The sequence below is a fragment of the Pseudomonas sp. L5B5 genome, from assembly GCF_020520285.1.
Taxonomy (GTDB): domain Bacteria; phylum Pseudomonadota; class Gammaproteobacteria; order Pseudomonadales; family Pseudomonadaceae; genus Aquipseudomonas.
On record NZ_CP084742.1, the window covers coordinates 6,656,092 to 6,678,674 of the forward strand.

Sequence of the window (22,583 nt, forward strand, 5' to 3'; positions counted from 1 at the left end):
GTTTTTTCAGGCGCGAACAAAAACGCCCGGCATGGCCGGGCGTCTTGTATTGACTTGCTTAGCGAGCGCGGTAAGTGATGCGCCCTTTGCTCAAGTCATAGGGAGTCAGCTCGACGCGCACCTTGTCGCCGGTAAGAATACGAATGTAGTTCTTGCGCATCTTGCCGGAGATGTGCGCGGTTACGACGTGCCCATTTTCCAACTCCACGCGAAACATGGTGTTGGGCAGGGTGTCGACGACAGTGCCTTCCATTTCGAAGCTGTCTTCTTTCGACATGCAGTAAAGCCCTCGGTGTCCAGTTAATGGCCCGGTGCAACTGCGCCAGGCAAAAGCGGCGTGCATTGTGCCCGAAAAATGGGGTTCACGCCAAGACCTTCTAGTTCAGGATCACCCATCTCTGGTTGATCAGCAGCTCGATGGGGCGGTATTGAGTCTTGTAGTTCATCTTTTTGCAGTTCTTGATCCAGTAGCCCAGGTAGAGCGCGTCCAGCCCCAGGCGCAGGGTTTCGCCGATCTGCCAGAGGATCGCATAACGGCCCAGGCTGCGCCGTTCTTCGTCGGGTTCGTAGAAGGTGTAGACCGCCGAGAGACCGTTGGGCAGCAGGTCGGTGACGGCAACGGCCAGCAAGCGTCCCTCCAGGCGGAACTCATAGAAGCGTGAAAAAGGCAGGTCACGAACCAGGAACGTCGAAAACTGGTCGCGACTGGGGGGGAACATGTCGCCATCGGCATGGCGCTGCTCGATGTAGCGCTGGTACAGGTCGAAATACTCTTCGCTGAAAGCGGGCTTGGCGGCTTGCACGCTCAGGTCGCTGTTGCGCTTGAGAATGCGTTTCTGCTGGCGATTGGGCAGGAACTGCGCTGCCGGGATGCGTGCAGGCACACAGGCATTGCAGTTCTGGCAATGGGGTCGGTACAGATGGTCGCCACTGCGGCGAAAGCCCATTTCCGACAGGTCCGCATAGACATGCACATCCATGGGCTGGCTGGGGTCCAGGAACAAGGTGGTGGCCTGTTCGCCGGGCAGGTAGCTGCAGGAGTGGGGTTGAGTGGCATAGAACTTCAGGCGCGCCAACTCGGTCATGAGTCAACCCTCGGGATAAGCTTTGGGTTTAAGTGTAAGCCACCACCGCCAAGCCCGCCTAGGAAAGCCATGTGGCGCGGCTCGGCTGGTCCAGATGATGTTTGAGGTAGTCGGCAAACTCCGTCCGGGTAATGGCGCGGGCCCCCAGGCTGTGCAGGTGGTCAGTGGGCATCTGGCAGTCGACCAGGACGAATCCCCAGGCCTTCAGCTGTTCGACCAGTGTCGCGAAACCTACCTTCGAGGCATTGTCGGCGCGGCTGAACATCGATTCGCCGAAGAACAACTGGCCCATGGCCAGCCCGTACAGCCCGCCCACCAGCGTGCCCTGGTCCCAGACTTCTACCGAGTGGGCGTGGCCTTGCCGGTGCAAGCGCAAGTAGGCCTGCTGCATCGCTTCGCTGATCCAGGTGCCGTCGGCGTAGGTCCTTGGTGCCGCGCAGGCACTGATGACTGCGGCGAAGTCCTGGTCGAAGGTGACCTGGTAGCGCTGCTTGCGCAGTAGTTTGCCGAGGCTGCGCGATACATGCAGCTCGTCCGGAAACAGGACCGTGCGTGGGTCTGGAGACCACCAGAGGATGGGCTGGCCCTCGGAAAACCAGGGGAAGCAGCCGTGGCGATAGGCCTGGACCAGGCGCTCGGCCGACAGGTCGCCGCCCGCGGCCAGCAGGCCGTTGGGCTCGCGCATGGCCTTTTCCAGTGGGGGGAAGTCAAGGTTGTTGCGTTGTAACCAGGTCAGCATGGCGTCCAGACTTGCGGCAGGGGAGGGTGGCGGCGGGCCAGCGGGCCCGCCCCAAGCGTAGGGTGAGGCCTTAGTGGTCGTCGAGGAATTTTTCCGCGTCCAGGGCTGCCATGCAACCGGCACCGGCGGAAGTGACGGCCTGGCGGTAGACGTGGTCGGCCACGTCGCCGGCGGCGAACACGCCCTCGATGTCGGTGGCGGTGGCGTCGCCCTCGCTGCCGCCCTTGATCCGCAGGTAGCCGTCATGCATCTGCAATTGCCCAAGGAACAGGTCGGTGTTGGGCTTGTGACCGATGGCGATGAACACTCCGGACAGCGCCAGATCCTGGGTGGTACCGGTCTGGCTATCCCTGAGGCGAGCTCCAGTGACTCCACTGCCATCGCCCAGTACCTCGTCCAGGTGCTGGTTCCAGTGCAGGCGGATGTTGCCGTTGGCAGCCTTGTCGAACAGTTTGTCCTGAAGAATCTTCTCTGCGCGCAGCTTGTCGCGACGATGCACCAGGTGTACTTCCCGGGCGATGTTCGACAGGTACAAGGCTTCCTCCACGGCGGTATTGCCGCCACCGATCACTGCCACCACCTGGTTGCGATAGAAGAAGCCATCGCAGGTGGCGCACGCGGAAACCCCCTTGCCGGAAAAGGCTTCCTCGGAGGGCAGGCCCAAGTATTGCGCCGATGCACCGGTGGCGATGATCAGGGCGTCGCAGCTGTAGGTGCCGCTGTCGCCGATGAGGATAAAGGGGCGCTGTTGCAACTGAGCAGTATGAATGTGGTCATAAACGATCTCGGTGTCGAAGCGCTCGGCATGTTTCTGCATGCGTTCCATCAGTACCGGGCCGGTCAGGCCTTCGACATCACCGGGCCAGTTGTCCACTTCGGTGGTGGTGGTCAGTTGACCGCCGGCTTGCAGGCCGGTGATCACGGTCGGCCTGAGGTTGGCGCGAGCGGCATAGACGGCGGCGCTGTAGCCAGCAGGGCCGGAGCCCAGGATGATCAGGCGTGAATGCTTCGCATCGTTCATAAAAACACCTCATAAGCCTTTGTCACCAAAGAGAATGCATGCTCCAATTGAACACTACATGACAGGCAGGAAACGATGTCCGGCAGACCTTCCTGGCGTGGCATGGCGTGAACAAATCCGTACAATGTGACGATGCGCCAGGCTTATTCGCGATTGCACTGTTTCAGAAGCACGGGGCACAGTGTTAAAAGTAGCCCCAGTTACGCCGGTCAACTTTATTTACCTGCTCGGCCTGAGCAGTATCTGTGTAGTCAATCACCCGTTGGACGCGCCTCTGGCGCAGGAAAAGACGCGTTTTGAAGAAATCCACCGCAGCACCCAAACCCGTTGTTCCGCTCTGGCGTCAACAATTGCACTACCGGCTCAAGGAAGGTGCACTGATCGCCATCGGAGCCCTGTGCCTGTTCCTGATGATGGCACTTCTGACCTACGGCAAGGATGATCCGGGCTGGAGCCACAACAGCAAGATCGAGGATGTGCAGAATTTCGGTGGTCCCGCCGGCTCCTACAGCGCGGACATGCTGTTCATGGTGCTGGGTTATTTCGCCTATATCTTCCCGCTGCTGCTGGCGATCAAGACCTACCAGATTTTCCGCCAGCGTCATGAACCCTGGCAGTGGAGCGGCTGGCTGTTTTCCTGGCGGCTGATCGGGCTGGTGTTCCTGGTGCTGTCCGGCGCGGCGTTGGCGCACATCCATTTCCATGCTGCCACAGGCCTGCCGGCCGGAGCGGGCGGCGCCCTGGGCGAAAGCCTTGGTGACCTGGCCAAGAATGCCCTGAATGTGCAGGGCAGCACCCTGATGTTCATCGCCTTGTTCCTGTTCGGCCTGACGGTGTTCACCGACCTGTCCTGGTTCAAGGTCATGGATGTCACGGGCAAGATCACCCTCGACCTGTTCGAGCTGGTCCATGGCGCGGCCAACCGCTGGTGGGATGAGCGCGTGGAGCGCAAGCAGCTGGTGGCGCAACTGCGCGAGGTGGATGCCCGGGTCGACGAGGTGGTGGCTCCAAGCGTCGCCGACAAGCGCGAGCAGGCCAAGGTCAAGGAACGCCTGATCGAGCGCGAGCAGGCCCTGAGCAAGCACATGTCCGAGCGCGAGAAACAGGTGCCTCCGGTGATCACGCCGGTCGCCACCAAGGCGCCGGAGCCGAGCAAGCGCGTGCAGAAGGAAAAACAGGTTCCCCTGTTCGTCGACAGCGCGGTGGAGGGCACCTTGCCGCCGATCTCGATCCTCGATCCGGCAGAAAAGAAACAGCTCAACTATTCCCCCGAATCCCTGGCGGCCGTCGGCCACTTGCTGGAGATCAAGCTCAAGGAGTTCGGGGTCGAGGTCGCAGTGGACTCCATCCACCCCGGTCCGGTCATCACCCGCTACGAAATCCAGCCGGCGGCGGGGGTCAAGGTCAGCCGGATCGCCAACCTGGCCAAGGACCTGGCGCGCTCTCTGGCCGTGACCAGCGTGCGCGTGGTGGAAGTGATTCCGGGCAAGACCACGGTGGGCATCGAGATTCCCAACGAGGACCGGCAGATCGTGCGTTTCTCCGAGGTGCTGTCCACCCCGGAATACGACAACTTCAAATCCCCGGTCACCCTGGCCCTGGGCCACGATATCGGCGGCAAGCCGATCATCACCGACCTGGCGAAGATGCCGCACCTGTTGGTGGCCGGTACCACTGGTTCCGGCAAGTCGGTGGGGGTCAACGCCATGATCCTGTCGATCCTGTTCAAGTCCGGCCCCGAAGACGCCAAGCTGATCATGATCGACCCGAAGATGCTCGAACTGTCGATCTACGAGGGTATTCCGCACCTGCTGTGCCCGGTGGTCACCGACATGAAGGATGCCGCCAATGCCCTGCGCTGGAGCGTGGCCGAGATGGAACGGCGCTACAAGCTCATGGCCAAGATGGGCGTGCGTAACCTTTCGGGCTTCAATGCCAAGGTCAAGGAAGCCGAGGAGGCCGGTACTCCGCTGGCCGATCCGCTCTACAACCGCGAGAGCATTCACGATGAAGCGCCGCTGCTGACCAAGCTACCGACCATCGTGGTGGTGGTGGACGAGTTCGCCGACATGATGATGATCGTCGGCAAGAAGGTCGAAGAGCTGATCGCCCGTATCGCCCAGAAGGCGCGGGCCGCCGGTATCCACCTGATCCTGGCGACCCAGCGGCCGTCGGTGGACGTGATCACCGGCCTGATCAAGGCCAACATCCCGACCCGCATGGCGTTCCAGGTGTCGAGCAAGATCGACTCGCGGACCATCATCGACCAGGGCGGCGCCGAACAACTGCTGGGCCACGGTGACATGCTCTACATGCCGCCCGGCACCAGCCTGCCGATCCGTGTCCACGGCGCTTTCGTCTCCGACGATGAAGTGCACCGCGTGGTGGAAGCCTGGAAGCTGCGCGGCGCGCCGGAGTACAACGATGACATCCTCAACGGTGTCGAAGAGGCGGGCAGCGGTTTCGAAGGCAGCAGCGGCGGTGGTGATGGCGATGACCCGGAGGCCGACGCGCTCTACGACGAAGCCGTACAGTTCGTGCTGGAAAGCCGCCGGGCTTCGATTTCCGCCGTGCAGCGCAAGCTGAAGATTGGTTACAACCGTGCCGCGCGGATGATCGAAGCCATGGAAATGGCCGGCGTAGTGACGGCAATGAATACCAACGGCTCCCGCGAAGTGCTGGCCCCGGGCCCGTCGCGCGACTGATCCCTGTTTCGATATGAGCGGTGTGATGTCACGCCGCTCGCACACCCATCCAATTGAACGAGGAATTCCATGCGCCTGATTCGCATGTTGCTGCTGCCGGTCCTGGCTGTGACCACCCTGTCGGTCCACGCCGATCCCAAGGATGTGGCTCGCCTGACCCAGTTGCTGGAAAAGTCCCAGACCCTGAGCGCGCGTTTCTCGCAGCTGACCCTCGACGGCAGCGGCACCCAGCTGCAGGAAACCGCCGGTGAAATGTCCCTGCAGCGCCCGGGCCTGTTCTACTGGCACACCGATGCGCCACAAGAGCAGTTGATGGTTTCCGACGGCCAGAAAGTCTCCCTGTGGGACCCGGACCTGGAACAGGTGACCATCAAGAAGCTCGACCAGCGCCTGACCCAGACCCCGGCCCTGTTGCTCTCCGGCGACGTGTCGAAGATCAGTGAAAGCTTCGACATCACCTCCAAGGAAGCGGGCGGCGTCATGGATTTCGTCCTCAAGCCCAAGACCCGCGATACGCTGTTCGACAGCCTGCGCCTGTCGTTTCGCAACGGCATGATCAACGACATGCAACTGATCGACAGTGTTGGCCAGCGCACCAATATCCTGTTTACCGGCGTCAAGGCCAACGAGAAGATCCCGGCCTCCAGGTTCAAGTTCGACATCCCCAAGGGTGCCGACGTGATCCAAGAGTAAGCCACTGCACCCGAGGTTTCGAAGGTAGTCCATGGACCTGTTTCGTAGTGCCCCGATCGCCCAGCCCCTGGCCGCACGCCTGCGTGCGACCAACCTGGACGAGTACGTCGGCCAGCAGCATCTGCTGGCCCGGGGCAAGCCGCTGCGCGAGGCCCTGGAGCAGGGCGCCCTGCATTCGATGATCTTCTGGGGCCCGCCCGGGGTCGGCAAGACCACCCTGGCGCGGCTGCTGGCGGAGGTCTCGGATGCCCACTTCGAAACCGTCTCGGCGGTGCTGGCCGGGGTCAAGGAGATCCGCCAGGCGGTGGAGATCGCCAAGCAGCAGGCCGGCCAGTACGGTCGGCGCACGATCCTGTTCGTCGATGAAGTGCATCGCTTCAACAAGTCGCAACAGGACGCCTTCCTGCCCTACGTGGAAGACGGCACCCTGATCTTCATCGGGGCCACCACGGAAAACCCCTCCTTCGAGCTCAACAACGCCTTGCTCTCCCGGGCCCGGGTCTACGTGCTCAAGAGCCTGGACGAGGCAGCCCTGGGCAGCCTGGTGCAGCGTGCCCTGAGCGAAGAGAGGGGGCTGGGCAAACGCCAGCTGAGTCTCAGCGATGAGGGCTTTCAGATGCTGCTGTCGGCGGCCGACGGCGATGGCCGGCGGATGCTCAACCTGCTGGAGAACGCCTCGGACCTGGCGGAAGACGGTGGCGAGATCGGCATCGACCTGCTGCAAAGCCTGCTGGGTGACACCCGTCGGCGTTTCGACAAGGGCGGCGAGGCCTTCTACGACCAGATTTCCGCCCTGCACAAATCCGTGCGCGGCTCCAACCCCGACGGTGCCCTGTACTGGTTCGCGCGCATGCTCGACGGCGGCTGCGACCCGCTGTACCTGGCCCGTCGCGTGGTGCGCATGGCCAGCGAAGACATCGGCAACGCCGACCCCCGGGCCTTGAGTCTGTGCCTGGCCGCCTGGGATGTGCAGGAGCGCCTGGGCAGCCCGGAAGGGGAGCTGGCGGTGGCCCAGGCCATCACCTACCTGGCCTGCGCGCCGAAAAGCAATGCGGTGTACATGGGTTTCAAGGCCGCCATGCGTGCCGCTGCCGAGCACGGTTCGCTGGAAGTGCCGATCCACCTGCGCAACGCTCCAACCAAGCTGATGAAGCAATTGGGCTATGGCGACGAATACCGTTACGCCCACGATGAACCGGACGCCTATGCCGCCGGTGAAGACTACTTTCCCGAAGAACTCGAACCCTTGCCCCTCTACCAGCCGGTGCCCCGCGGCCTGGAGTTGAAGATCGGCGAGAAGCTCAAGCACCTGGCGGCCCTGGACCGGGCCAGCCCCCTGCAGCGGAGAAAACCGTGATCGCGCTGATTCTTGCCGTTTCCGCTGGCGGTGTGGCCGGCACCCTGTTGCGCTTCGCCACCGGCAACTGGATCAGCGCCAATTGGCCGCGGCACTTCTATACCGCGACGCTGGCCGTTAATATCGTGGGCTGCCTGCTGATCGGCGTGTTGTACGGGCTGTTCCTGATTCGTCCGGAAGTGCCGATCGAAGTGCGTGCCGGATTGATCGTCGGTTTCCTCGGTGGCCTGACGACTTTTTCATCCTTTTCACTGGATACCGTGCGTCTGCTGGAAAGCGGACAAGTGGCGCTGGCCCTGGGCTATGCGGCGCTGAGTGTATTCGGCGGGCTGCTCGCCACCTGGGCTGGCCTGTCCCTGACCAAACTTTGATAAACGAGAGAACGACATGCTCGATTCCAAACTGTTACGTAGCAACCTTCAGGACGTAGCGGATCGCCTGGCATCCCGCGGCTTTGCCCTGGATGTGGCACGCATCGAGGCGCTGGAAGAACAGCGCAAGACCGTGCAGACCCGCACCGAGCAACTGCAGGCCGAACGTAACGCGCGCTCCAAGTCCATCGGACAGGCCAAGCAGCGCGGCGAAGACATCGCCCCACTGATGGCCGACGTCGAGCGCATGGGGAACGAGCTGAGCTCCGGCAAGATCGAGCTGGAAAGTATCCAGGGCGAGCTGGATTCGATCCTGTTCGGCATTCCCAACCTGCCCCACGAGTCGGTGCCGGTAGGTGAAGACGAAGACGGCAACGTCGAAGTGCGCCGCTGGGGCACTCCGGCAGCCTTCGATTTCCCGATCAAGGATCACGTGGCCCTGGGCGAAACCCATGGCTGGCTGGACTTTGAAACCGCCGCCAAGCTGTCCGGTGCGCGTTTTGCCCTGCTACGCGGCCCCATTGCCCGTCTGCACCGCGCCCTGGCGCAGTTCATGATCAACCTGCACACCGGCGAGCACGGCTACGAAGAGGCCTACACTCCGTACCTGGTGCAGGCACCGTCGCTGTTCGGCACCAGCCAGCTGCCCAAGTTCGAGGAAGATCTGTTCAAGATCACTCGTGAGGGCGAAGCCGATCTGTACCTGATCCCGACCGCTGAAGTGTCGCTGACCAACATCGTCGCCGGCGAGATCCTCGATCCCAAGCAGCTGCCACTGAAGCTGGTTGCCCATACCCCGTGCTTCCGTAGTGAAGCCGGTGCTTCGGGTCGGGATACCCGCGGCATGATCCGCCAGCACCAGTTCGACAAGGTCGAGATGGTCCAGGTGGTCGAGCCTTCGACCTCCATGGAAGCCCTGGAAGGCCTGACCGCCAACGCCGAGAAAGTCCTGCAACTGCTGCAACTGCCGTACCGGGTACTGGCCCTGTGCACCGGCGACATGGGTTTCAGCGCGCTCAAGACCTACGACCTGGAAGTCTGGGTGCCGAGCCAGGACAAGTACCGCGAGATCTCCTCGTGCTCCAACTGTGGCGACTTCCAGGCCCGGCGCATGCAGGCGCGTTTCCGCAACCCGGAAACCGGCAAGCCGGAGCTGGTGCACACCCTCAACGGTTCCGGCCTGGCCGTGGGCCGCACCCTGGTGGCCGTGCTGGAAAACTACCAGCAGGCCGACGGTTCGATCCGCGTGCCGGACGTGCTCAAGCCGTACATGGGTGGCATCGAGGTCATCGGCTAAATGGAATTCCTGCCGCTGTTTCACAACCTTCGCGGCAGTCGTGTGTTGGTGGTCGGTGGAGGGGAGATTGCCTTGCGCAAATCCCGTCTGCTGGCCGATGCCGGTGCGCAGCTGCGGGTGGTCGCACCTGAAATAGAAGCGCAATTGCAGGAACTGATCGTCGCCAGCGGCGGTGAGTCCCTGCGGCGCGGGTATGTCGAGGCGGATCTGGATGGTTGCACCCTGATCATTGCCGCCACCGATGACGAACCCCTCAATGCCCAAGTGTCCGCCGATGCCCATCGGCGCTGCGTCCCGGTCAATGTGGTGGATGCGCCAGCCCTGTGCAGCGTGATCTTCCCGGCCATCGTCGATCGTTCGCCGCTGGTCATCGCAGTGTCCAGTGGCGGCGATGCGCCGGTGCTGGCACGGTTGATCCGGGCCAAGCTGGAAACCTGGATTCCTTCCACCTATGGCCAACTGGCCGGGCTGGCGGCGCGCTTCCGTGCCCAGGTCAAAGGCCTGTTTCCGGATGTGCAGCAACGCCGAGCGTTCTGGGAGGACGTGTTCCAAGGCCCCATTGCTGATCGCCAACTGGCGGGGCAGGGGGCTGAGGCCGAACGTCTGCTGGAGGCCAAGATCGCTGGCAAGGCGCCTCACGCGCCGGGCGAGGTGTACCTGGTGGGCGCGGGGCCGGGCGATCCGGACCTGCTGACCTTCCGGGCCCTGCGCCTGATGCAGCAGGCCGACGTGGTGCTCTACGACCGCCTGGTGGCTCCGGCGATCCTCGAGCTGTGCCGCCGCGATGCCGAACGCATCTACGTGGGCAAGCGTCGCGCTGATCATGCGGTGCCCCAGGACCAGATCAACCAGCAGTTGGTGACCCTGGCCAAGCAAGGCAAGCGCGTGGTGCGGCTCAAGGGCGGTGATCCGTTCATCTTCGGCCGGGGTGGCGAAGAGATCGAGGAGCTGGCGGCCCAGGGCATCGCTTTCCAGGTGGTGCCGGGGATCACCGCGGCCAGCGGTTGCTCTGCCTATGCCGGGATACCGCTGACTCACCGCGACTACGCCCAGTCGGTGCGTTTTGTCACCGGCCACCTCAAGGATGGCACGACCAACCTGCCGTGGGCCGACCTGGTGGCGCCGGCCCAGACCGTGGTGTTCTACATGGGCCTGGTGGGGCTGCCGATCATCTGCGAGCAGTTGATCAAGCACGGCCGCAGTGCCGATACGCCGGCGGCGCTGATCCAGCAGGGCACCACCAGCAACCAGCGGGTGTTCACCGGAACCCTGGCGAACCTGCCCACCCTGGTGGCGGAACACGAAGTGCATGCCCCGACCCTGGTGATCGTCGGCGAAGTGGTCCAGCTGCGCGAGAAGCTGGCCTGGTTCGAAGGCGCTCAGTCAGACGTCTGAAAAAAACCGTCGCCGTCATTCGTTTCCTGCTGGAAACCCACGACGGCGATGGCGCTTTCCCCCAGCAATCAGTCCCTCTGCCACACCCCACGCCCGTCCAGACGCTGCCGATCATAGCTGGTGTTGAAGTCCTGCAGCGGCCCCTTGGGCACGATCCCGGTGGGATTGATGGTGGCATGGCTGGCGTAGTAGTGCCCTTTGATATGGGCAAAATCCACCGTTTCGGCGATTCCCGGCCACTGGTACAGCTCCCGCAGCCAGTTCGACAGGTTCGGATAGTCGGCGATTCGTCGCAGGTTGCACTTGAAGTGGCCGTGGTACACCGCGTCGAAACGGATCAGCGTGGTGAACAAGCGCACATCGGCTTCGGTCAGGCGATCCCCAGCCAGGTAGCGCTGCCGGTCGAGCAAGCGCTCCAGCTCATCGAGTTCGGCGAACACATCATCGAACGCCGCCTCGTAGGCCTTTTGTGAGGTGGCGAAGCCGGCGCGGTACACGCCGTTGTTCAGGGCTGGATAGATACGCCCGTTGAGTGTTTCGATCTCGCTGCGCAAGGGCTGCGGATAAAAGTCCAGGGTATTGCCGGTCAGGCCGTCAAAGGCGCTGTTGAACATGCGGATGATCTCCGCCGATTCGTTGCTGACGATGCATTGGCGCTGTTTGTCCCACAGCACCGGCACGGTAACGCGACCGGTGTAGTCCGCTGTGTCGGCGGTATAGCGCTGGTGCAGGAAATCGAAGGAGTCCAGGGGATCGCCGCTGGAGCCGAAGGCTTTGTCGAAGGTCCAGCCGTTCTCGCGCATCAGCCAGCTGACCACAGACACGTCGATTAGCTGTTCCAGCCCCTTGAGCTTGCGCAGGATCAGTGTGCGATGGGCCCACGGGCAGGCCAGGGAGACATAAAGATGGTAGCGCCCGGCCTCGGCGGCAAAACCGCCCTCACCGCTGGGGCCTGGGCGGCCATCGGCGGTGACCCAGTTGCGACGTTGCGCCTGTTCCCGTTGGAAGGCCCCGTCCTTGCCGCTTTCGTACCACTGGTCATGCCAGCGCCCTTCGATCAGCAGACCCATGGAATGCTCCTCAGCTGTTGTGCGTTGGAGTGCAGTCTATGCCCCTGGGGTCGAACAAAAAGCGCAAAGCATGGGCGGTTTTGATCGATTAAATCGATCTGTCCCGGGCATCCCAGTACTGCTGGGCGAGGACGAAGGCCTGCTCCCGGGGCGTGCCCAGGCCGCGCAAGGCCAGGGCCATGGTGGCCAGCAGGGCCAATTGCGGGTAGCTGTCCTGTACCTCGCCGCGCCACAGCGCCTTCAGGTGCTCGGGTTCCAGGCTCGAAGGTTTCACATGGCGTTGTGCCGACAGCGCTGGCCATTCCTCATCCCAACTGACTCCGCCGGTGCTGCCGTACAGGTGGCTGATGGTGTCCGGGTTGATCTCGATCTCGCCGCCGTCGCCCTTGACGACGATCACGTTGTCACCCAGCAGGCCGCTGGCCTCGCGGTGCACAGCCTGGTAGCCGGGATGGAAGATGCTCTGCAGGCCGCAACGGGCGCCCAGGGGATTGAGCAGGCGCGCCAGGGAGTGGATCGGCGAGCGCAGCCCGAGAATATTGCGCAGGTCGATCATGCGTTGCAGTTGGGGTGCCCAGTCTGCCAGGGGAATGAACGCCAGGTTGCCCTGGTCCAGGGCGGCGCCTACCGCCTGCCAGTCACGGCACAGGGGAATCCCCAGGGGCTCCAGCAGTTGCTCGGTGTACAGGCGCCCGGCGGTGTGCGCGCCGGCGCCGTGGAGCAGGATGCGCACACCGTTCTGGGCCAGGCATTTGGCCGCCAGCAGGTACCAGGGCAGGTGACGCGTCTTGCCGGCGTAGCTGGGCCAATCCAGGTCGACGCTGATGGCGGGGGCGTTCAGGCGTTCGCGCAAGGCCTGGGTGAAGCCGGCCAGTTCCTCCGCGCTTTCCTCCTTGTGCCGCAGCAGCATGAGGAAGGCGCCCAGTTGGGTGTCTTCGACCTGTTCGTCCAGCAGCATGCCCATGGCTTGCCGTGCTTCCTCCCGGGTCAGGCCACGCGCGCCGCGTTTGCCCTTGCCAAGAATGCGCACGAACTGGGCGAACGGATGTTCTTCGGGAGTTTCGGTGAACAGTGGGGTTGAATCGTTCATAGGCAGTTGGTCGGCTTCGGCAGGCCCGCCAGCTTGGCGGCAAGTTTGGCGGGAGTGCCCTTGAACAGGCGGTTCAGGTGCAGGCTGTTGCCCTTGTCCGGGCCCAGCTTGAGGGCGGTGTACTTGATCAGCGGGCGAGTGGCCGGGGACAACTGGAACTCCTTGTAGAAGCCCTGCAGCAGTTCGAGGATCTCCCAGTGCTCCGGACTCAGCTCCAGTTCCTCGTTGGCGGCCAGGGCTTGCGCCACCTCGGCGGACCAGTCGTCGAGGTTGACCAGGTAGCCGTCCTTGTCCAGTTCGATGGCGCGAGCGCCTACGGTCAGGGTGCTCATAGCCAGGTATTGACCTTGTCATGCTGGATCGACAGTTCGACGAAACCCGGGTAGTCCACGGCCACGGCCCAGGCGGGCAGGGCCAGGCCACGGGCGTTCAGGTCCTCTTCGAGCACGTACAGATTCAAACCGCTACGGGTGCTCAGTTCGCTGCAGATGGCGCTGCCCGGTTGCAGGGCGTAGGCGGCATCGCCGCACAGTAGCAGGCCATCGGCGCTGCCCAGCAGGCGCAGGCAGCTGTCCAGGCGGGTGTCGGTGAAGGGTGAGTGGGACAACACATGCAAGGTCGACATCAGAGGGTAATCACCTGGTCAAAGCGGTCGATGATCCCGGCCAGTTCCGGGGCGTCCAGCAGCTGTACAGCGTCAAGGCTCAAGGCCGCCGGGTCGAGGCCGCGGGCAGCGATGCTGGCGTTGCAGGCAAACAATTCGTCGACGCCGAACAACGACAGCGCCTGCAGGTTGGCGCTCAGGTCCTTCTGGCGCAGCAGCGAGGCCTGTTGCCCGGGCGCCAGTTGCAGCACGCCATCGTCGAGAAACAGCAGGCCGATGGGCAAGTCGAAGGCACCGCCGGCCAGGACGATATCCAGTGCCTCCCGGGCGCCGGGGCCGGACCACGGCGCCTGGCGGCTGATCAACAACAGGGATTTGGCCATGTCACGCCCCTCCAAAACAGATCAGGCGGTCGGCGTTCTGCACCGCATCATGCAACTGGCCGAGCCCGGAGAGCTCCCAGGGCCCCTCGATGTTCACCGCCGTGCGCTGATAGCGCTGGGCCTCGTCGGCGTTCAGCATGCCCCGGCGCAAGGCCGCGGCGATGCAGACCACGCCGTCCAGCTGGTGCTGGCCGACGAACTCGCGCCACTCCCTGGGCAGGTCCTGTTCATCCTGGGGCGTGACGATGTTGTTGGCGGCGTTATGGACGCCGTCCTGGTAGAAAAACAGCCGGACAATCTCATGCCCGCCCGCCAGCGCCGCCTGGGCGAACAGCAGGGCGCGGCGCGAGGAGGGCGCGTGGGCGGCGGAGAACAGGGCGATGGCGAATTTCATGACGGCCTCGTTGAATGACACGGCGGCCATGATAAAGCTTTCTCCGAGGATCGGCTAAACCCCTTTCACCCCGAAGGCTCTGGCTCCGGCGCTCCAGGACATATCGGGTAAAGCTTTGCCTGGCCCCAAAGCAGGGAGCGAGGACTAGACTCGCGCCTTCATTCAACCAAGGACAAGGAGCAAGGAATGATGGATTTGAACTCGGCGGTGGTAGTGGTCACGGGAGCCGGAAGGGGTTTGGGGGCCGCGCTGGCCATCAGCCTGGCGGACCTGGGCTGCAAGCTGATTCTCTGCGGGCGCAACCCGCAGGCCCTGGCGCAGGTCAGCGCCGCCATCGAGGCGCGCACCGGCCGTGGCGCCGATCATGTGGTGGTGGACCTGGCCAGCAGCGACAGTGTCAAGGCCGCCCTGGCGGAGATCCACGTACGTCATCCCCAGGTCGATATCCTGATCAACAACGGCGCCATGTGGCTGGAGGCCAGCGAGCAGCCCCACAGCGCTACCGAAGTCGCCGGAGTGATCGACGCCGCGCTGAGCGGCACCTTCCTCCTGACCCAGGGCCTGCTGCCGGCGCTCAAGGCTTCCAGGCGTCCGGACATCGTCACCATCGGTTCCATCAGCGGCTTGCCCAATGCACCCCTGCATAGCGTGTCGCTGCCGTTCTACGCCGCCAAGCATGGGCAACTGGCCCTGGCCGACGGCCTGCGCCAGGTCCTGCGAGGTACACCGGTTCGCTCACTGTGCGTGCACCCGCCCTACCTGGAGGACATCTCGCCACTGGACGAGGCCTGGCAGCAGGTGCCGGAACGGCGCAAGGGCGAGGCGGGCACCAACCGCGATGTGGTGGAGGCGGTGGTCTTCGCACTCACCCGGCCGCGACATGTGAGCCTGTCCTCCATCGTCATTGACACGGACAATGGGGGCTTGTTCGGCTGATTGCACCTGCTATCAGCGGCTCTTGTAGCCCAGCTGCCAGCGGCGTGGAATCCTCAGCGAGGCCACGCCCAGCAGCCCGGCGAACAACCCGCTGGCATACAGCGCCTTGAGCCCCAGGTGCTGTTCCAGCAGCGCTCCCAGCACCGCCCCGGCGAACATGCCGGTCCAGGGAATCAGCTGTACCCGCCAACCGTTGCGCCGCTCGCCGAGCATCCAGCGCCCCAGGCCGCGGCCAAAGCGCGACAGGGCACCGGTGACGTAGGTCAGGCCAATGGGCAGGCCATTCACTTCCTCCACTGCCGCATTGAGCATGCCCATGGCGACGATGGCCGCCAGCAGGGCTGGCAACTGCTGCTCGAAGGGCCACGCGGCGGAGGCGCAGAGCAACGCGGCGATGCTCAGCAGCAAGGGCAGGGCGCGGTGTCCGGCCAGGCGGCTGAGCACCACGCCCAAGGCGTTACCGACGATGAAGGCCGTCACCAATAGCAGCAGGCGCAGCACCAGGCCCAGCTCGCCATCGCTGATGGCCACCGCCATGCGGGTGGTATTGCCACTCATGAAGGACACGAAATCCCCGGTGGCCATGAAGCCGATGGCGTCGGTCATCCCGGCCAGTACTGAAAGACAGGCCACCAGCCCGAGGCCGACGCGTCCGCGCCATTTCTGCGTGTGCTGCAGCGCCGCATTGGCGGACTGCGTGGAAGTCGAGGGCAACATCGTCGGTTCTCCTGAACAGGAACTGCTAGGAACGGGAGCGGCTCAAGGCCGTGGGTCGAGGTGGTGCAGGGTGCAGTATTCGTCCCACGGCATGCCGGCCATTTCCGCCACTTCCTTGTGCACCTCAAGGCGCTGGGCGTGGAATTCCTCCGGGCTGGCAGCAGTCAGTTGCAGGCTCAGCTCCCAAGCGAACAGCCCCAGGCGCTCGGCTTCGGCCTCGAAGGCTTCGTGCAGGCGTTCGGCTCGGTACTGCGCCGGGGTCTCGCCGCGGGCTCGGGCCTCCAGGGGGTTGAGATTATCCAGCTGTTGACGCAATTCGGGGCGCTGTTCGAGGAACCTGCCCAAGGCCTGTTCATGCGGGTGTTGATCGATGGCCATTAAGACTCCTGGAAAAAGTGCCACGCCAAGGCGCGAGATAGGATGGGGCAGGGCCAGACGCTCAAGACAGGGCAGGTTGCGTGGCCATCAGGGCCCGTAGCCGCGTCAGGTCCTTGCGTGGGATGACATAGGTGCGCGCCAGTCGGTCGCCGATGCGCTGGCAGCGACTCGATTCACAGCAGACCAGCAGGGTCACGGGGCTGATGGTGGCTTCGAACGGTCGGGTCGCCGAGCGGATCAGCACCTGCAACAGCGAGGGTGGCTGGCCGATACCATTGATCACTTGCAGGCCGCACAGCGCTTTGCCGGCGGTGTAGCCACGCAACAGGTATTCACTGAGGGGAAAATACAGGCACCAGGTGACCAGCAGGCACCAGGTGGAGAATTGCTCCATATCCGGGTACTGGAGGCGTTCGGCCAGTCGGCACAGAACAAACCACAGCAGCAGTACCAGCACGCCGTCGACCCCATAAGCCAGAACGCGTCGGATGATCAGGCCGGCTCTCGATACTTCCATGCATTGCCCCCAAGACTTCGCCCTGTATTGAGCAGCGTATTGTAAGGCCTAAAACTCCGGCAGGTGGCGAGGCGCTGCAGCGATGTGAAAAAAACGTGAAAATAATTAGAACCTTTTGCTTTCGACTTCCCTCGAAAAGGCTCCTGCAGCATTTGCCTTTCTTCAAACAGGGAGATTCACACACGATGTCAAAGGTATTCGCAACCCTCCTGGCCACCACCTCAGCCGCCACCTTGCTGGCCCTCTCCAGCAACGCCATGGCCGCACCGAACACCGGGCCGATTTCCACCCTGGGTATCCTCGGCAGCTACAACGACTTCAAGCTCGAAGGCGGTAGCAAGAGCGACAAGGAGCACCTGGGTGAAGGGGGCGTGTTCTACAACTTCGGCAACAAGATGACCGCCGAATCGGGCCTGATCTACCAGGCCGGGGTCGAAGCCAAGTTCGGCAAGAAGAACGATAACAAGCTCAAGGAAGGCCAGGCCGACCTGGACCTGGGCTGGCGTGCCGCCCTGGACGCGCGCAACTTCGTCGACGTCCTGGTGGGCGGTGGCTACACCTGGACCCGCTACGAGCCGGACACCGGCGACTACGACATGAAGCTCACCAACAAGTCGCCCTTCGCCAAGGCTGCCGTGGGCTACAACCACCAATTCGATGATGTGACCATGCGTGTCGAACTGGGTGCGCGCCACACCATCAACGGCAGGGCGCGGCTCAAGGTGGATGACGTCGGCAGCGACACCGTGGACCTCAAGAACCGCACCAACCCCTACGCCGAGGTGAACTTCCTGATGAACCAGAACGGCTCGCTGCCGGTCATGGCCGGGGTCTACTACACCCGCACTGAGTACAAGCTGGACGAGGATACGCCCGTGGCCGACAACACCAAGCTCAAGCGTGACGAGTACGGCTTCAAGGTCGGCCTGACCTTCTAAGGGTCGCAGCCCGCTTCAAGCCGCGACAGAGCCAAGCGCAAGAACTAACGAAAAATAACCTGTGACGAGGGCGCTTGCTCCCCTGGGACCGGTCGGCGCTCCAGGGCGTAGCCGTCCCATTCTTGGGGCCGCTGCGCGCGTCAGCGGGAGCAAGCTCCCTCGCCACAAGTACAGTGCTTGCCAGCACTAGCCGCCGGCCCGTCTTTCGATGGGGCCGGCGGTTGTGCTTTCAGCTGACCATGGCTGGCTCGCGACCGATCTCTGCACGGAACAGGGCGATCAGGTGCAGGCAGTGGGTGAGGCCCGGCGACGGTTCACCGACCCGGCGACTGAGGATGATCGGCGAGGTCGCCTCGGCCTCCAGCAACGGGCAAAAGCCGATGTCGTCACGGTGCAGCACCTGCACCGAGGCCGGCACCAGGGTGATGCCGATGCCAGCGCCCACCAGGCCGATGGCGGTCTGCAATTCGTTGGTCCACTGGGCGATCTTCAGGTTCAGGCCCCGGGCATTGAACAGCGCGATCACATGATCGGCGTAGCTCGGGCGTGGGTTGGCCGGGTACAGCACAAAAGGCTCGTCCGCCAGTTGTGCCAGGCTCACCGGTTGCCCCAGCAGCGGGTGGCCAGCGGGCAGGGCGACCACCAGCCGGTCCTCGGTCAGCACCTTCTGCACGATGGCCGGGTCGTCGATGTGGATACGCCCGAAGCCGATATCGATGCGCCCGGCCTTCAAGGCTTCCACCTGTTGCAGGGTGGTCATCTCCGACAGGCCCAATTCCAGCTCCAGGGTCCCGTTGCTGCGCAGGCGGCGAATCAGTTGCGGCAGCACGCCGTACAGGGTCGAAGGCGCGAAACCGATGCCCAGCCAGGTCTTGTGCCCCAGGCCGATGCGCCGGGTGTTGTCGCAGACCTTGCCCAGTTGCTCCAGCACCCGGTTGGAGTGCTCGTAGAAAAACCGCCCGGCGGCGGTCAGGCGCAGCGGCCGGCCACGCTCCAGCAACAGCACCCCCAACTCGTCTTCCAGCTGCTGGATCTGCCGGCTCAACGGCGGTTGGGCGATGTGCAGGCGTTCGGCGGCGCGGGTGAAATTGAGGGTTTCCCCTAGCACCTGGAAATAGCGCAGATGACGCAATTCCATGACAGCTCTCCAGTGGTGAGTGCATACCTTTAAGGTATCAAGCCAGACCAATTCTATATTGGAACCCCGTAAAAAGCCGAGACAGAATCGCCGGCAGAACTTCAAGAACCTGATGGGTATGGACATGCACGCTTCTGCCATTGAATCGATCGAAACGATCATCGTCGATCTGCCGACCATTCGCCCCCACAAGCTGGCCATGCACACCATGCAGAACCAGACCCTGGTGCTGATCCGCCTGCGCTGCGCCGACGGCATCGAAGGCCTGGGGGAATCCACCACCATCGGTGGCCTGGCCTATGGCAATGAAAGCCCGGACAGCATCAAGACCAACATCGACCGCTTCTTCAGCCCGCTGCTGGTCGGCCAGGACGCCAGCAACATCAACGCCGCGATGCTGCGCCTGGAGCAGAGCATTCGCGGCAACACTTTTGCCAAGTCCGGGATCGAAAGCGCCTTGCTCGACGCCCAGGGCAAGCGCCTTGGCCTGCCGGTCAGCGAACTGCTGGGCGGCCGGGTGCGCGATGCCCTGCCGGTGGCCTGGACCCTGGCCAGCGGCGACACCGCCAAGGACATCGCCGAAGCGCAGGAAATGCTTGAGCTGCGCCGCCATCGGATCTTCAAGCTGAAGATCGGCGCCGGTGAAGTGGCCCGCGACCTGGCCCACGTGATCGCCATCAAGAAGGCCCTGGGTGATAGCGCCAGCGTGCGGGTCGACGTCAACCAGGCCTGGGACGAGGCCGTGGCCCTGCGCGCGTGCCGCATCCTGGGCAGCAACGGCATCGACCTGATCGAGCAGCCGATTTCGCGCAACAATCGCGCCGGCATGGTGCGCCTGAATGCCAGCAGCCCGGCGCCGATCATGGCCGACGAATCCATCGAATGTGTGGAAGATGCCTTCAACCTGGCCCGGGAAGGGGCGGCCTCGGTGTTCGCCCTGAAGATCGCCAAGAACGGTGGCCCCCGCGCCACCCTGCGCACCGCGGCGATTGCCGAAGCGGCGGGCATCGGCCTGTATGGCGGCACCATGCTCGAAGGCGGGATCGGCACCCTGGCCTCGGCCCACGCCTTCCTGACCCTGAACAAACTGAGCTGGGACACCGAGCTGTTCGGCCCGCTGCTGCTGACCGAGGACATCCTCGCCGAGCCGCCGGTATACCGGGATTTCCACCTGCATGTCTCACGGGCACCGGGCCTCGGCCTGAGCCTGGACGAAGAGCGCCTGGCGTACTTCCGTCGCGACAAAACCACCCCCGTGCTGCATCACACCTGAGGAGGGCTGCATGCTATTCCACGTGAAAATGACCGTGAACCTGCCGGTCGACATGAACCCCGAGCGCGCCGCGCAGCTCAAGGCCGACGAGAAAGCCCTGGCCCAGCGCCTGCAGGCCGAAGGCAAGTGGCGCCACTTGTGGCGCATTGCCGGGCTGTACGCCAACTACAGCGTGTTCGATGTCGACAGCGTGCAGGAACTGCACGACACCCTGATGCAATTGCCGTTGTACCCGTACATGGCCATCGAAGTTGACGCCATGTGCAGGCATCCTTCGTCCATTCATGAGGATGACCGCTGAGTCCGTGCCAGCTTGTTCACCACTCTAATAAATACAAGATGAGGATTAATCATGAGCGTCAGAATTTCCCACACTGCCAGCGCCCAGCAGTTTCTTGAAGAAGCCAGCGGCCAGTCCACCCCAGGCGGCAGCCCCCGGGCCAAGGCCATCATGCATCGCATCCTGCGGGATACGGTGAACATCATCGAAGACCTGGAGATCACACCGGAAGAGTTCTGGAAGGCCGTCAACTACCTCAACGTCCTCGGTGCCCGCCAGGAGGCCGGGCTGCTGGCCGCCGGCCTGGGCCTGGAGCATTACCTGGACCTGCTGATGGACGCCGCCGATGAACAGGCGGGCAAGACCGGCGGCACCCCACGCACCATCGAAGGCCCGCTGTACGTGGCCGGCGCGCCCCTGAGCCAGGGCGAGGCACGCCTGGACGACGGTGTCGACCCGGGGGTGGTGCTGTTCATGCGGGGGCAGGTCCGGGACACCGCCGGCCAGCCCCTGGCCGGGGCCATCGTCGACGTCTGGCACGCCAACACCGGCGGCACCTATTCCTACTTCGACGGCAGCCAGTCGGAGTTCAACCTGCGCCGACGCATCGTCACCGACGCCGAAGGCCGCTATCGCTTTCGCAGCATCGTGCCGTCCGGCTACGGCTGCCCGCCGGATGGCCCGACCCAGCAACTGCTGGACCAACTGGGCCGCCATGGCCAGCGCCCGGCGCACATTCACTTCTTCATCTCTGCCGACGACCATCGCCACCTGACCACCCAGATCAACCTGGATGGCGACCAGTACCTGCACGACGACTTCGCCTATGCCACCCGCGACGAGCTGATCGCCCAGATCACCTTCAGCGAAGACCAGGCCCGGGCCAAGGCCCTGGGGGTCAGCGGGCGCTTTGCCGAGATCGAGTTCGATTTCACCCTGCAGTCCTCGGCCCAGCCGCAAGAGCAGCAGCGTCATGAGCGAGTCCGCGCCCTGGAGGACTGATCCGCCGATCACGCTTGACCCCGCCACGGAGCACCAACCCAGGTGCCCCGTGGCTTTTGCCGTTATGCCTGGCCTGACGAGCCTGCGCTGCGCAATTGCAACCCAGACCTGACAAGAACCATCAGAGTGAGCCGATCATGCACATGCCTCTGTTGACCGAGCGCAGCAGCGTGTTTGTTCAAGCCGATCCCTATGCCGTATCCGGCTACGTCAACCAGCACGTGGGCAGCCATTGCATTCGCCTGCCCCGGGCCGGCCATCTCCAGGCCAGCCTCCAGCACCGTGCCCTGGCCAGCCTGGACCTGTGCAGCATCAGCTACGGCGGCAGCGTGCGCGTCACCTCGCCGGCACTGGAAAGCATCTACCACCTGCAAGTGCTGCTGCGGGGTCACTGCCGGTGGCGCGGACCGGGCCAGGAACATTGCTTCGCTCCGGGGGAACTGCTGCTGATCAACCCCGACGACCCGGTGGACCTGACCTATTCCGACGACTGCGAAAAATTCATCATCAAGATACCCACCCGCCTGCTGGAGGCGGCCTGCCAGGAACAACGCTGGCAGTACCCGGGGCAGGGCGTGCGCTTTCTGCGCCAGCGTTACCAGTTGCTGGAACTCGAAGGCTTCGTGCCCTTGCTGAGCCTGTTGTGCCAGGAGGCCGAAGCCCAGGCAGCCATGCCCAAGGTCCAGGAGCACTACGCACAGATTCTGGTGGGCAAGCTGCTGGGGTTGATGCACACCAACGTACAGCGTGATGCCCCGGGTACCTCGGCGGCGACCTTCGAACGGCTTGCCGACTACATCGAACGCAACCTCAAGCACGACATCGGCTGCGAAGAGCTGGCGCAACAGGCGAGCATGAGCCTGCGTTCGCTGTACGGCCTGTTCGAACGCAACGCCCGCACCACCCCGAAGCACTACATCCGCCAGCAGAAACTGCAACGGGTGCACGCCTGCCTCAGCGACCCGCACAGCCCGGTGCGCAACATCACCGAACTGGCCCTGGACTTCGGTTTCCTGCACCTGGGGCGTTTCGCCCAGAGCTACCGCCAGCAATACGGCGAACTGCCCTCCGACACCCTCAAGCGCCGCCACTGATCCTGTAGCCGCTGCCGAGCCCGCGAGGCTGCGCAAAGGCCCGCAGGGCCTTGCCTGGCGACCTCCAGCCAGACCTGCAGCGGTCTCAGGATCGCAGCGTCTCCTT

At 63.7% G+C, this 22,583-nt stretch carries 26 protein-coding genes; 12 read left to right on the forward strand and 14 right to left on the reverse strand.

From position 1 onward, the window contains the following. Positions 1-58: 58 nt before the first annotated feature. From infA to trxB, 4 genes are all read right to left on the reverse strand, one after another. Complete coding sequence (infA, locus tag LGQ10_RS30600) at positions 59-277, reverse strand: translation initiation factor IF-1 (protein ID WP_002553999.1); 219 nt, start codon at positions 275-277, stop codon at positions 59-61. 100 nt (positions 278-377) lie between these two features. Next, positions 378-1,085 carry an arginyltransferase gene (locus tag LGQ10_RS30605; protein ID WP_058436919.1) on the reverse strand — a complete coding sequence of 236 codons (708 nt, stop codon included), beginning with the start codon at positions 1,083-1,085 and terminating at the stop codon, positions 378-380. Positions 1,086-1,143: 58 nt separating this feature from the next. Beyond that, entirely contained in the window at positions 1,144-1,824 is a 681-nt protein-coding gene (aat, locus tag LGQ10_RS30610) for a leucyl/phenylalanyl-tRNA--protein transferase (protein ID WP_226524141.1), read from the reverse strand. 70 nt (positions 1,825-1,894) lie between these two features. Beyond that, complete coding sequence (gene trxB / locus LGQ10_RS30615) at positions 1,895-2,845, reverse strand: thioredoxin-disulfide reductase (RefSeq protein ID WP_058436917.1); 951 nt, start codon at positions 2,843-2,845, stop codon at positions 1,895-1,897. Between the two features lie 296 nt (positions 2,846-3,141). On the opposite strand from trxB, the gene LGQ10_RS30620 reads away from it, so the two are divergent. The 6 genes from LGQ10_RS30620 to cysG all read left to right on the forward strand — a co-directional run bounded on the left by LGQ10_RS30620 (position 3,142) and on the right by cysG (position 10,663). Further along, positions 3,142-5,550, forward strand: coding sequence for a DNA translocase FtsK (locus LGQ10_RS30620; protein WP_226524142.1), 2,409 nt, complete (start codon positions 3,142-3,144; stop codon positions 5,548-5,550). Between the two features lie 69 nt (positions 5,551-5,619). Then, positions 5,620-6,243 (forward strand): outer membrane lipoprotein chaperone LolA, encoded by a 624-nt coding sequence (lolA, locus tag LGQ10_RS30625; RefSeq protein ID WP_058433466.1) that lies wholly within the window; start codon positions 5,620-5,622, stop codon positions 6,241-6,243. Between the two features lie 31 nt (positions 6,244-6,274). Continuing rightward, entirely contained in the window at positions 6,275-7,600 is a 1,326-nt protein-coding gene (locus tag LGQ10_RS30630) for a replication-associated recombination protein A (protein ID WP_226524143.1), read from the forward strand. Next, positions 7,597-7,971 carry a fluoride efflux transporter CrcB gene (gene crcB / locus LGQ10_RS30635; protein WP_058438869.1) on the forward strand — a complete coding sequence of 125 codons (375 nt, stop codon included), beginning with the start codon at positions 7,597-7,599 and terminating at the stop codon, positions 7,969-7,971. Before LGQ10_RS30630 ends, crcB begins: the two co-directional genes overlap by 4 nt. Positions 7,972-7,987: 16 nt before the next feature. After that, on the forward strand, positions 7,988-9,268 hold the full coding sequence (gene serS, locus LGQ10_RS30640) for a serine--tRNA ligase (protein WP_226524144.1): 1,281 nt from the start codon (positions 7,988-7,990) through the stop codon (positions 9,266-9,268). Continuing rightward, the gene (cysG, locus tag LGQ10_RS30645) at positions 9,269-10,663 is read left to right on the forward strand and encodes a siroheme synthase CysG (protein ID WP_226524145.1); all 1,395 of its coding nucleotides are present in this window, start codon (positions 9,269-9,271) and stop codon (positions 10,661-10,663) included. 68 nt (positions 10,664-10,731) lie between these two features. On the opposite strand, the gene LGQ10_RS30650 is transcribed toward cysG, so the two are convergent. From LGQ10_RS30650 to tusD, 6 genes are all read right to left on the reverse strand, one after another. Beyond that, on the reverse strand, positions 10,732-11,733 hold the full coding sequence (locus LGQ10_RS30650; RefSeq protein WP_226524146.1) for a glutathione S-transferase family protein: 1,002 nt from the start codon (positions 11,731-11,733) through the stop codon (positions 10,732-10,734). An 88-nt stretch (positions 11,734-11,821) separates the two neighbouring features. After that, positions 11,822-12,823, reverse strand: coding sequence for a glycosyl transferase family protein (locus tag LGQ10_RS30655; RefSeq protein WP_226524147.1), 1,002 nt, complete (start codon positions 12,821-12,823; stop codon positions 11,822-11,824). Then, a complete protein-coding gene (locus LGQ10_RS30660; RefSeq protein WP_226524148.1) occupies positions 12,820-13,155 on the reverse strand; it encodes a TusE/DsrC/DsvC family sulfur relay protein in 336 nt (111 codons plus the stop codon). The genes LGQ10_RS30655 and LGQ10_RS30660 overlap by 4 nt, the downstream gene beginning before the upstream one ends. Then, a complete protein-coding gene (gene tusB / locus LGQ10_RS30665) occupies positions 13,152-13,448 on the reverse strand; it encodes a sulfurtransferase complex subunit TusB (protein ID WP_226524149.1) in 297 nt (98 codons plus the stop codon). The genes LGQ10_RS30660 and tusB overlap by 4 nt, the downstream gene beginning before the upstream one ends. Further along, positions 13,448-13,810: a sulfurtransferase complex subunit TusC gene (tusC, locus tag LGQ10_RS30670; protein WP_058434612.1), complete on the reverse strand. Its 363-nt coding sequence runs from the start codon at positions 13,808-13,810 to the stop codon at positions 13,448-13,450. The genes tusB and tusC overlap by 1 nt, the downstream gene beginning before the upstream one ends. Before the next feature lies 1 nt (position 13,811). Continuing rightward, a complete protein-coding gene (gene tusD / locus LGQ10_RS30675; protein WP_226524150.1) occupies positions 13,812-14,204 on the reverse strand; it encodes a sulfurtransferase complex subunit TusD in 393 nt (130 codons plus the stop codon). A gap of 186 nt (positions 14,205-14,390) precedes the next feature. On the opposite strand from tusD, the gene LGQ10_RS30680 reads away from it, so the two are divergent. Continuing rightward, complete coding sequence (locus LGQ10_RS30680) at positions 14,391-15,140, forward strand: SDR family oxidoreductase (protein WP_058434613.1); 750 nt, start codon at positions 14,391-14,393, stop codon at positions 15,138-15,140. A gap of 12 nt (positions 15,141-15,152) precedes the next feature. Here LGQ10_RS30680 and LGQ10_RS30685 read toward each other — a convergent pair whose 3' ends face one another. The 3 genes from LGQ10_RS30685 to LGQ10_RS30695 all read right to left on the reverse strand — a co-directional run bounded on the left by LGQ10_RS30685 (position 15,153) and on the right by LGQ10_RS30695 (position 16,752). Next, positions 15,153-15,857 (reverse strand): YoaK family protein, encoded by a 705-nt coding sequence (locus tag LGQ10_RS30685; RefSeq protein WP_058434614.1) that lies wholly within the window; start codon positions 15,855-15,857, stop codon positions 15,153-15,155. 42 nt (positions 15,858-15,899) lie between these two features. Beyond that, positions 15,900-16,235 (reverse strand): DUF6388 family protein, encoded by a 336-nt coding sequence (locus LGQ10_RS30690; RefSeq protein WP_058434615.1) that lies wholly within the window; start codon positions 16,233-16,235, stop codon positions 15,900-15,902. Between the two features lie 61 nt (positions 16,236-16,296). Continuing rightward, on the reverse strand, positions 16,297-16,752 hold the full coding sequence (locus tag LGQ10_RS30695) for an RDD family protein (RefSeq protein WP_058434616.1): 456 nt from the start codon (positions 16,750-16,752) through the stop codon (positions 16,297-16,299). Between the two features lie 185 nt (positions 16,753-16,937). Here LGQ10_RS30695 and LGQ10_RS30700 point away from each other — a divergent pair, with 185 nt between their 5' ends. Beyond that, positions 16,938-17,690 carry an outer membrane beta-barrel protein gene (locus tag LGQ10_RS30700; protein ID WP_226524151.1) on the forward strand — a complete coding sequence of 251 codons (753 nt, stop codon included), beginning with the start codon at positions 16,938-16,940 and terminating at the stop codon, positions 17,688-17,690. A 229-nt stretch (positions 17,691-17,919) separates the two neighbouring features. Here LGQ10_RS30700 and LGQ10_RS30705 read toward each other — a convergent pair whose 3' ends face one another. Beyond that, a complete protein-coding gene (locus LGQ10_RS30705; protein WP_058436416.1) occupies positions 17,920-18,828 on the reverse strand; it encodes a LysR family transcriptional regulator in 909 nt (302 codons plus the stop codon). A 124-nt stretch (positions 18,829-18,952) separates the two neighbouring features. Here LGQ10_RS30705 and LGQ10_RS30710 point away from each other — a divergent pair, with 124 nt between their 5' ends. The 4 genes from LGQ10_RS30710 (at position 18,953) to LGQ10_RS30725 (ending at position 22,477) form a co-directional block, all read left to right on the forward strand. Beyond that, positions 18,953-20,101, forward strand: a complete 1,149-nt coding sequence (locus LGQ10_RS30710; RefSeq protein ID WP_226524152.1) for a muconate cycloisomerase family protein — start codon at positions 18,953-18,955, stop codon at positions 20,099-20,101. A 10-nt stretch (positions 20,102-20,111) separates the two neighbouring features. After that, the gene (catC, locus tag LGQ10_RS30715) at positions 20,112-20,402 is read left to right on the forward strand and encodes a muconolactone Delta-isomerase (RefSeq protein ID WP_011062149.1); all 291 of its coding nucleotides are present in this window, start codon (positions 20,112-20,114) and stop codon (positions 20,400-20,402) included. Positions 20,403-20,453: 51 nt separating this feature from the next. Beyond that, entirely contained in the window at positions 20,454-21,383 is a 930-nt protein-coding gene (gene catA, locus LGQ10_RS30720) for a catechol 1,2-dioxygenase (RefSeq protein WP_058436414.1), read from the forward strand. A gap of 137 nt (positions 21,384-21,520) precedes the next feature. Then, positions 21,521-22,477 carry an AraC family transcriptional regulator gene (locus tag LGQ10_RS30725; RefSeq protein ID WP_058436413.1) on the forward strand — a complete coding sequence of 319 codons (957 nt, stop codon included), beginning with the start codon at positions 21,521-21,523 and terminating at the stop codon, positions 22,475-22,477. Positions 22,478-22,583 lie beyond the last annotated feature (106 nt).

Bases quoted from the DNA above. Each gene is read 5' to 3' on its own strand.
- serS (WP_226524144.1), top strand. From the start codon at position 7,988: ATGCTCGATTCCAAACTGTTACGTAGCAACCTTCAGGACGTAGCGGAT.
- aat (WP_226524141.1), bottom strand. From the start codon at position 1,824: ATGCTGACCTGGTTACAACGCAACAACCTTGACTTCCCCCCACTGGAA.
- LGQ10_RS30655 (WP_226524147.1), bottom strand. From the start codon at position 12,823: ATGAACGATTCAACCCCACTGTTCACCGAAACTCCCGAAGAACATCCG.
- catC (WP_011062149.1), top strand. From the start codon at position 20,112: ATGCTATTCCACGTGAAAATGACCGTGAACCTGCCGGTCGACATGAAC.
- tusC (WP_058434612.1), bottom strand. From the start codon at position 13,810: ATGGCCAAATCCCTGTTGTTGATCAGCCGCCAGGCGCCGTGGTCCGGC.
- tusB (WP_226524149.1), bottom strand. From the start codon at position 13,448: ATGTCGACCTTGCATGTGTTGTCCCACTCACCCTTCACCGACACCCGC.
- LGQ10_RS30650 (WP_226524146.1), bottom strand. From the start codon at position 11,733: ATGGGTCTGCTGATCGAAGGGCGCTGGCATGACCAGTGGTACGAAAGC.
- trxB (WP_058436917.1), bottom strand. From the start codon at position 2,845: ATGAACGATGCGAAGCATTCACGCCTGATCATCCTGGGCTCCGGCCCT.
- LGQ10_RS30660 (WP_226524148.1), bottom strand. From the start codon at position 13,155: ATGAGCACCCTGACCGTAGGCGCTCGCGCCATCGAACTGGACAAGGAC.
- tusD (WP_226524150.1), bottom strand. From the start codon at position 14,204: ATGAAATTCGCCATCGCCCTGTTCTCCGCCGCCCACGCGCCCTCCTCG.
- LGQ10_RS30630 (WP_226524143.1), top strand. From the start codon at position 6,275: ATGGACCTGTTTCGTAGTGCCCCGATCGCCCAGCCCCTGGCCGCACGC.
- LGQ10_RS30710 (WP_226524152.1), top strand. From the start codon at position 18,953: ATGCACGCTTCTGCCATTGAATCGATCGAAACGATCATCGTCGATCTG.
- LGQ10_RS30700 (WP_226524151.1), top strand. From the start codon at position 16,938: ATGTCAAAGGTATTCGCAACCCTCCTGGCCACCACCTCAGCCGCCACC.
- LGQ10_RS30685 (WP_058434614.1), bottom strand. From the start codon at position 15,857: ATGTTGCCCTCGACTTCCACGCAGTCCGCCAATGCGGCGCTGCAGCAC.
- LGQ10_RS30705 (WP_058436416.1), bottom strand. From the start codon at position 18,828: ATGGAATTGCGTCATCTGCGCTATTTCCAGGTGCTAGGGGAAACCCTC.
- LGQ10_RS30690 (WP_058434615.1), bottom strand. From the start codon at position 16,235: ATGGCCATCGATCAACACCCGCATGAACAGGCCTTGGGCAGGTTCCTC.
- lolA (WP_058433466.1), top strand. From the start codon at position 5,620: ATGCGCCTGATTCGCATGTTGCTGCTGCCGGTCCTGGCTGTGACCACC.
- LGQ10_RS30725 (WP_058436413.1), top strand. From the start codon at position 21,521: ATGCACATGCCTCTGTTGACCGAGCGCAGCAGCGTGTTTGTTCAAGCC.
- catA (WP_058436414.1), top strand. From the start codon at position 20,454: ATGAGCGTCAGAATTTCCCACACTGCCAGCGCCCAGCAGTTTCTTGAA.
- LGQ10_RS30695 (WP_058434616.1), bottom strand. From the start codon at position 16,752: ATGGAAGTATCGAGAGCCGGCCTGATCATCCGACGCGTTCTGGCTTAT.
- LGQ10_RS30680 (WP_058434613.1), top strand. From the start codon at position 14,391: ATGATGGATTTGAACTCGGCGGTGGTAGTGGTCACGGGAGCCGGAAGG.
- LGQ10_RS30605 (WP_058436919.1), bottom strand. From the start codon at position 1,085: ATGACCGAGTTGGCGCGCCTGAAGTTCTATGCCACTCAACCCCACTCC.
- cysG (WP_226524145.1), top strand. From the start codon at position 9,269: ATGGAATTCCTGCCGCTGTTTCACAACCTTCGCGGCAGTCGTGTGTTG.
- infA (WP_002553999.1), bottom strand. From the start codon at position 277: ATGTCGAAAGAAGACAGCTTCGAAATGGAAGGCACTGTCGTCGACACC.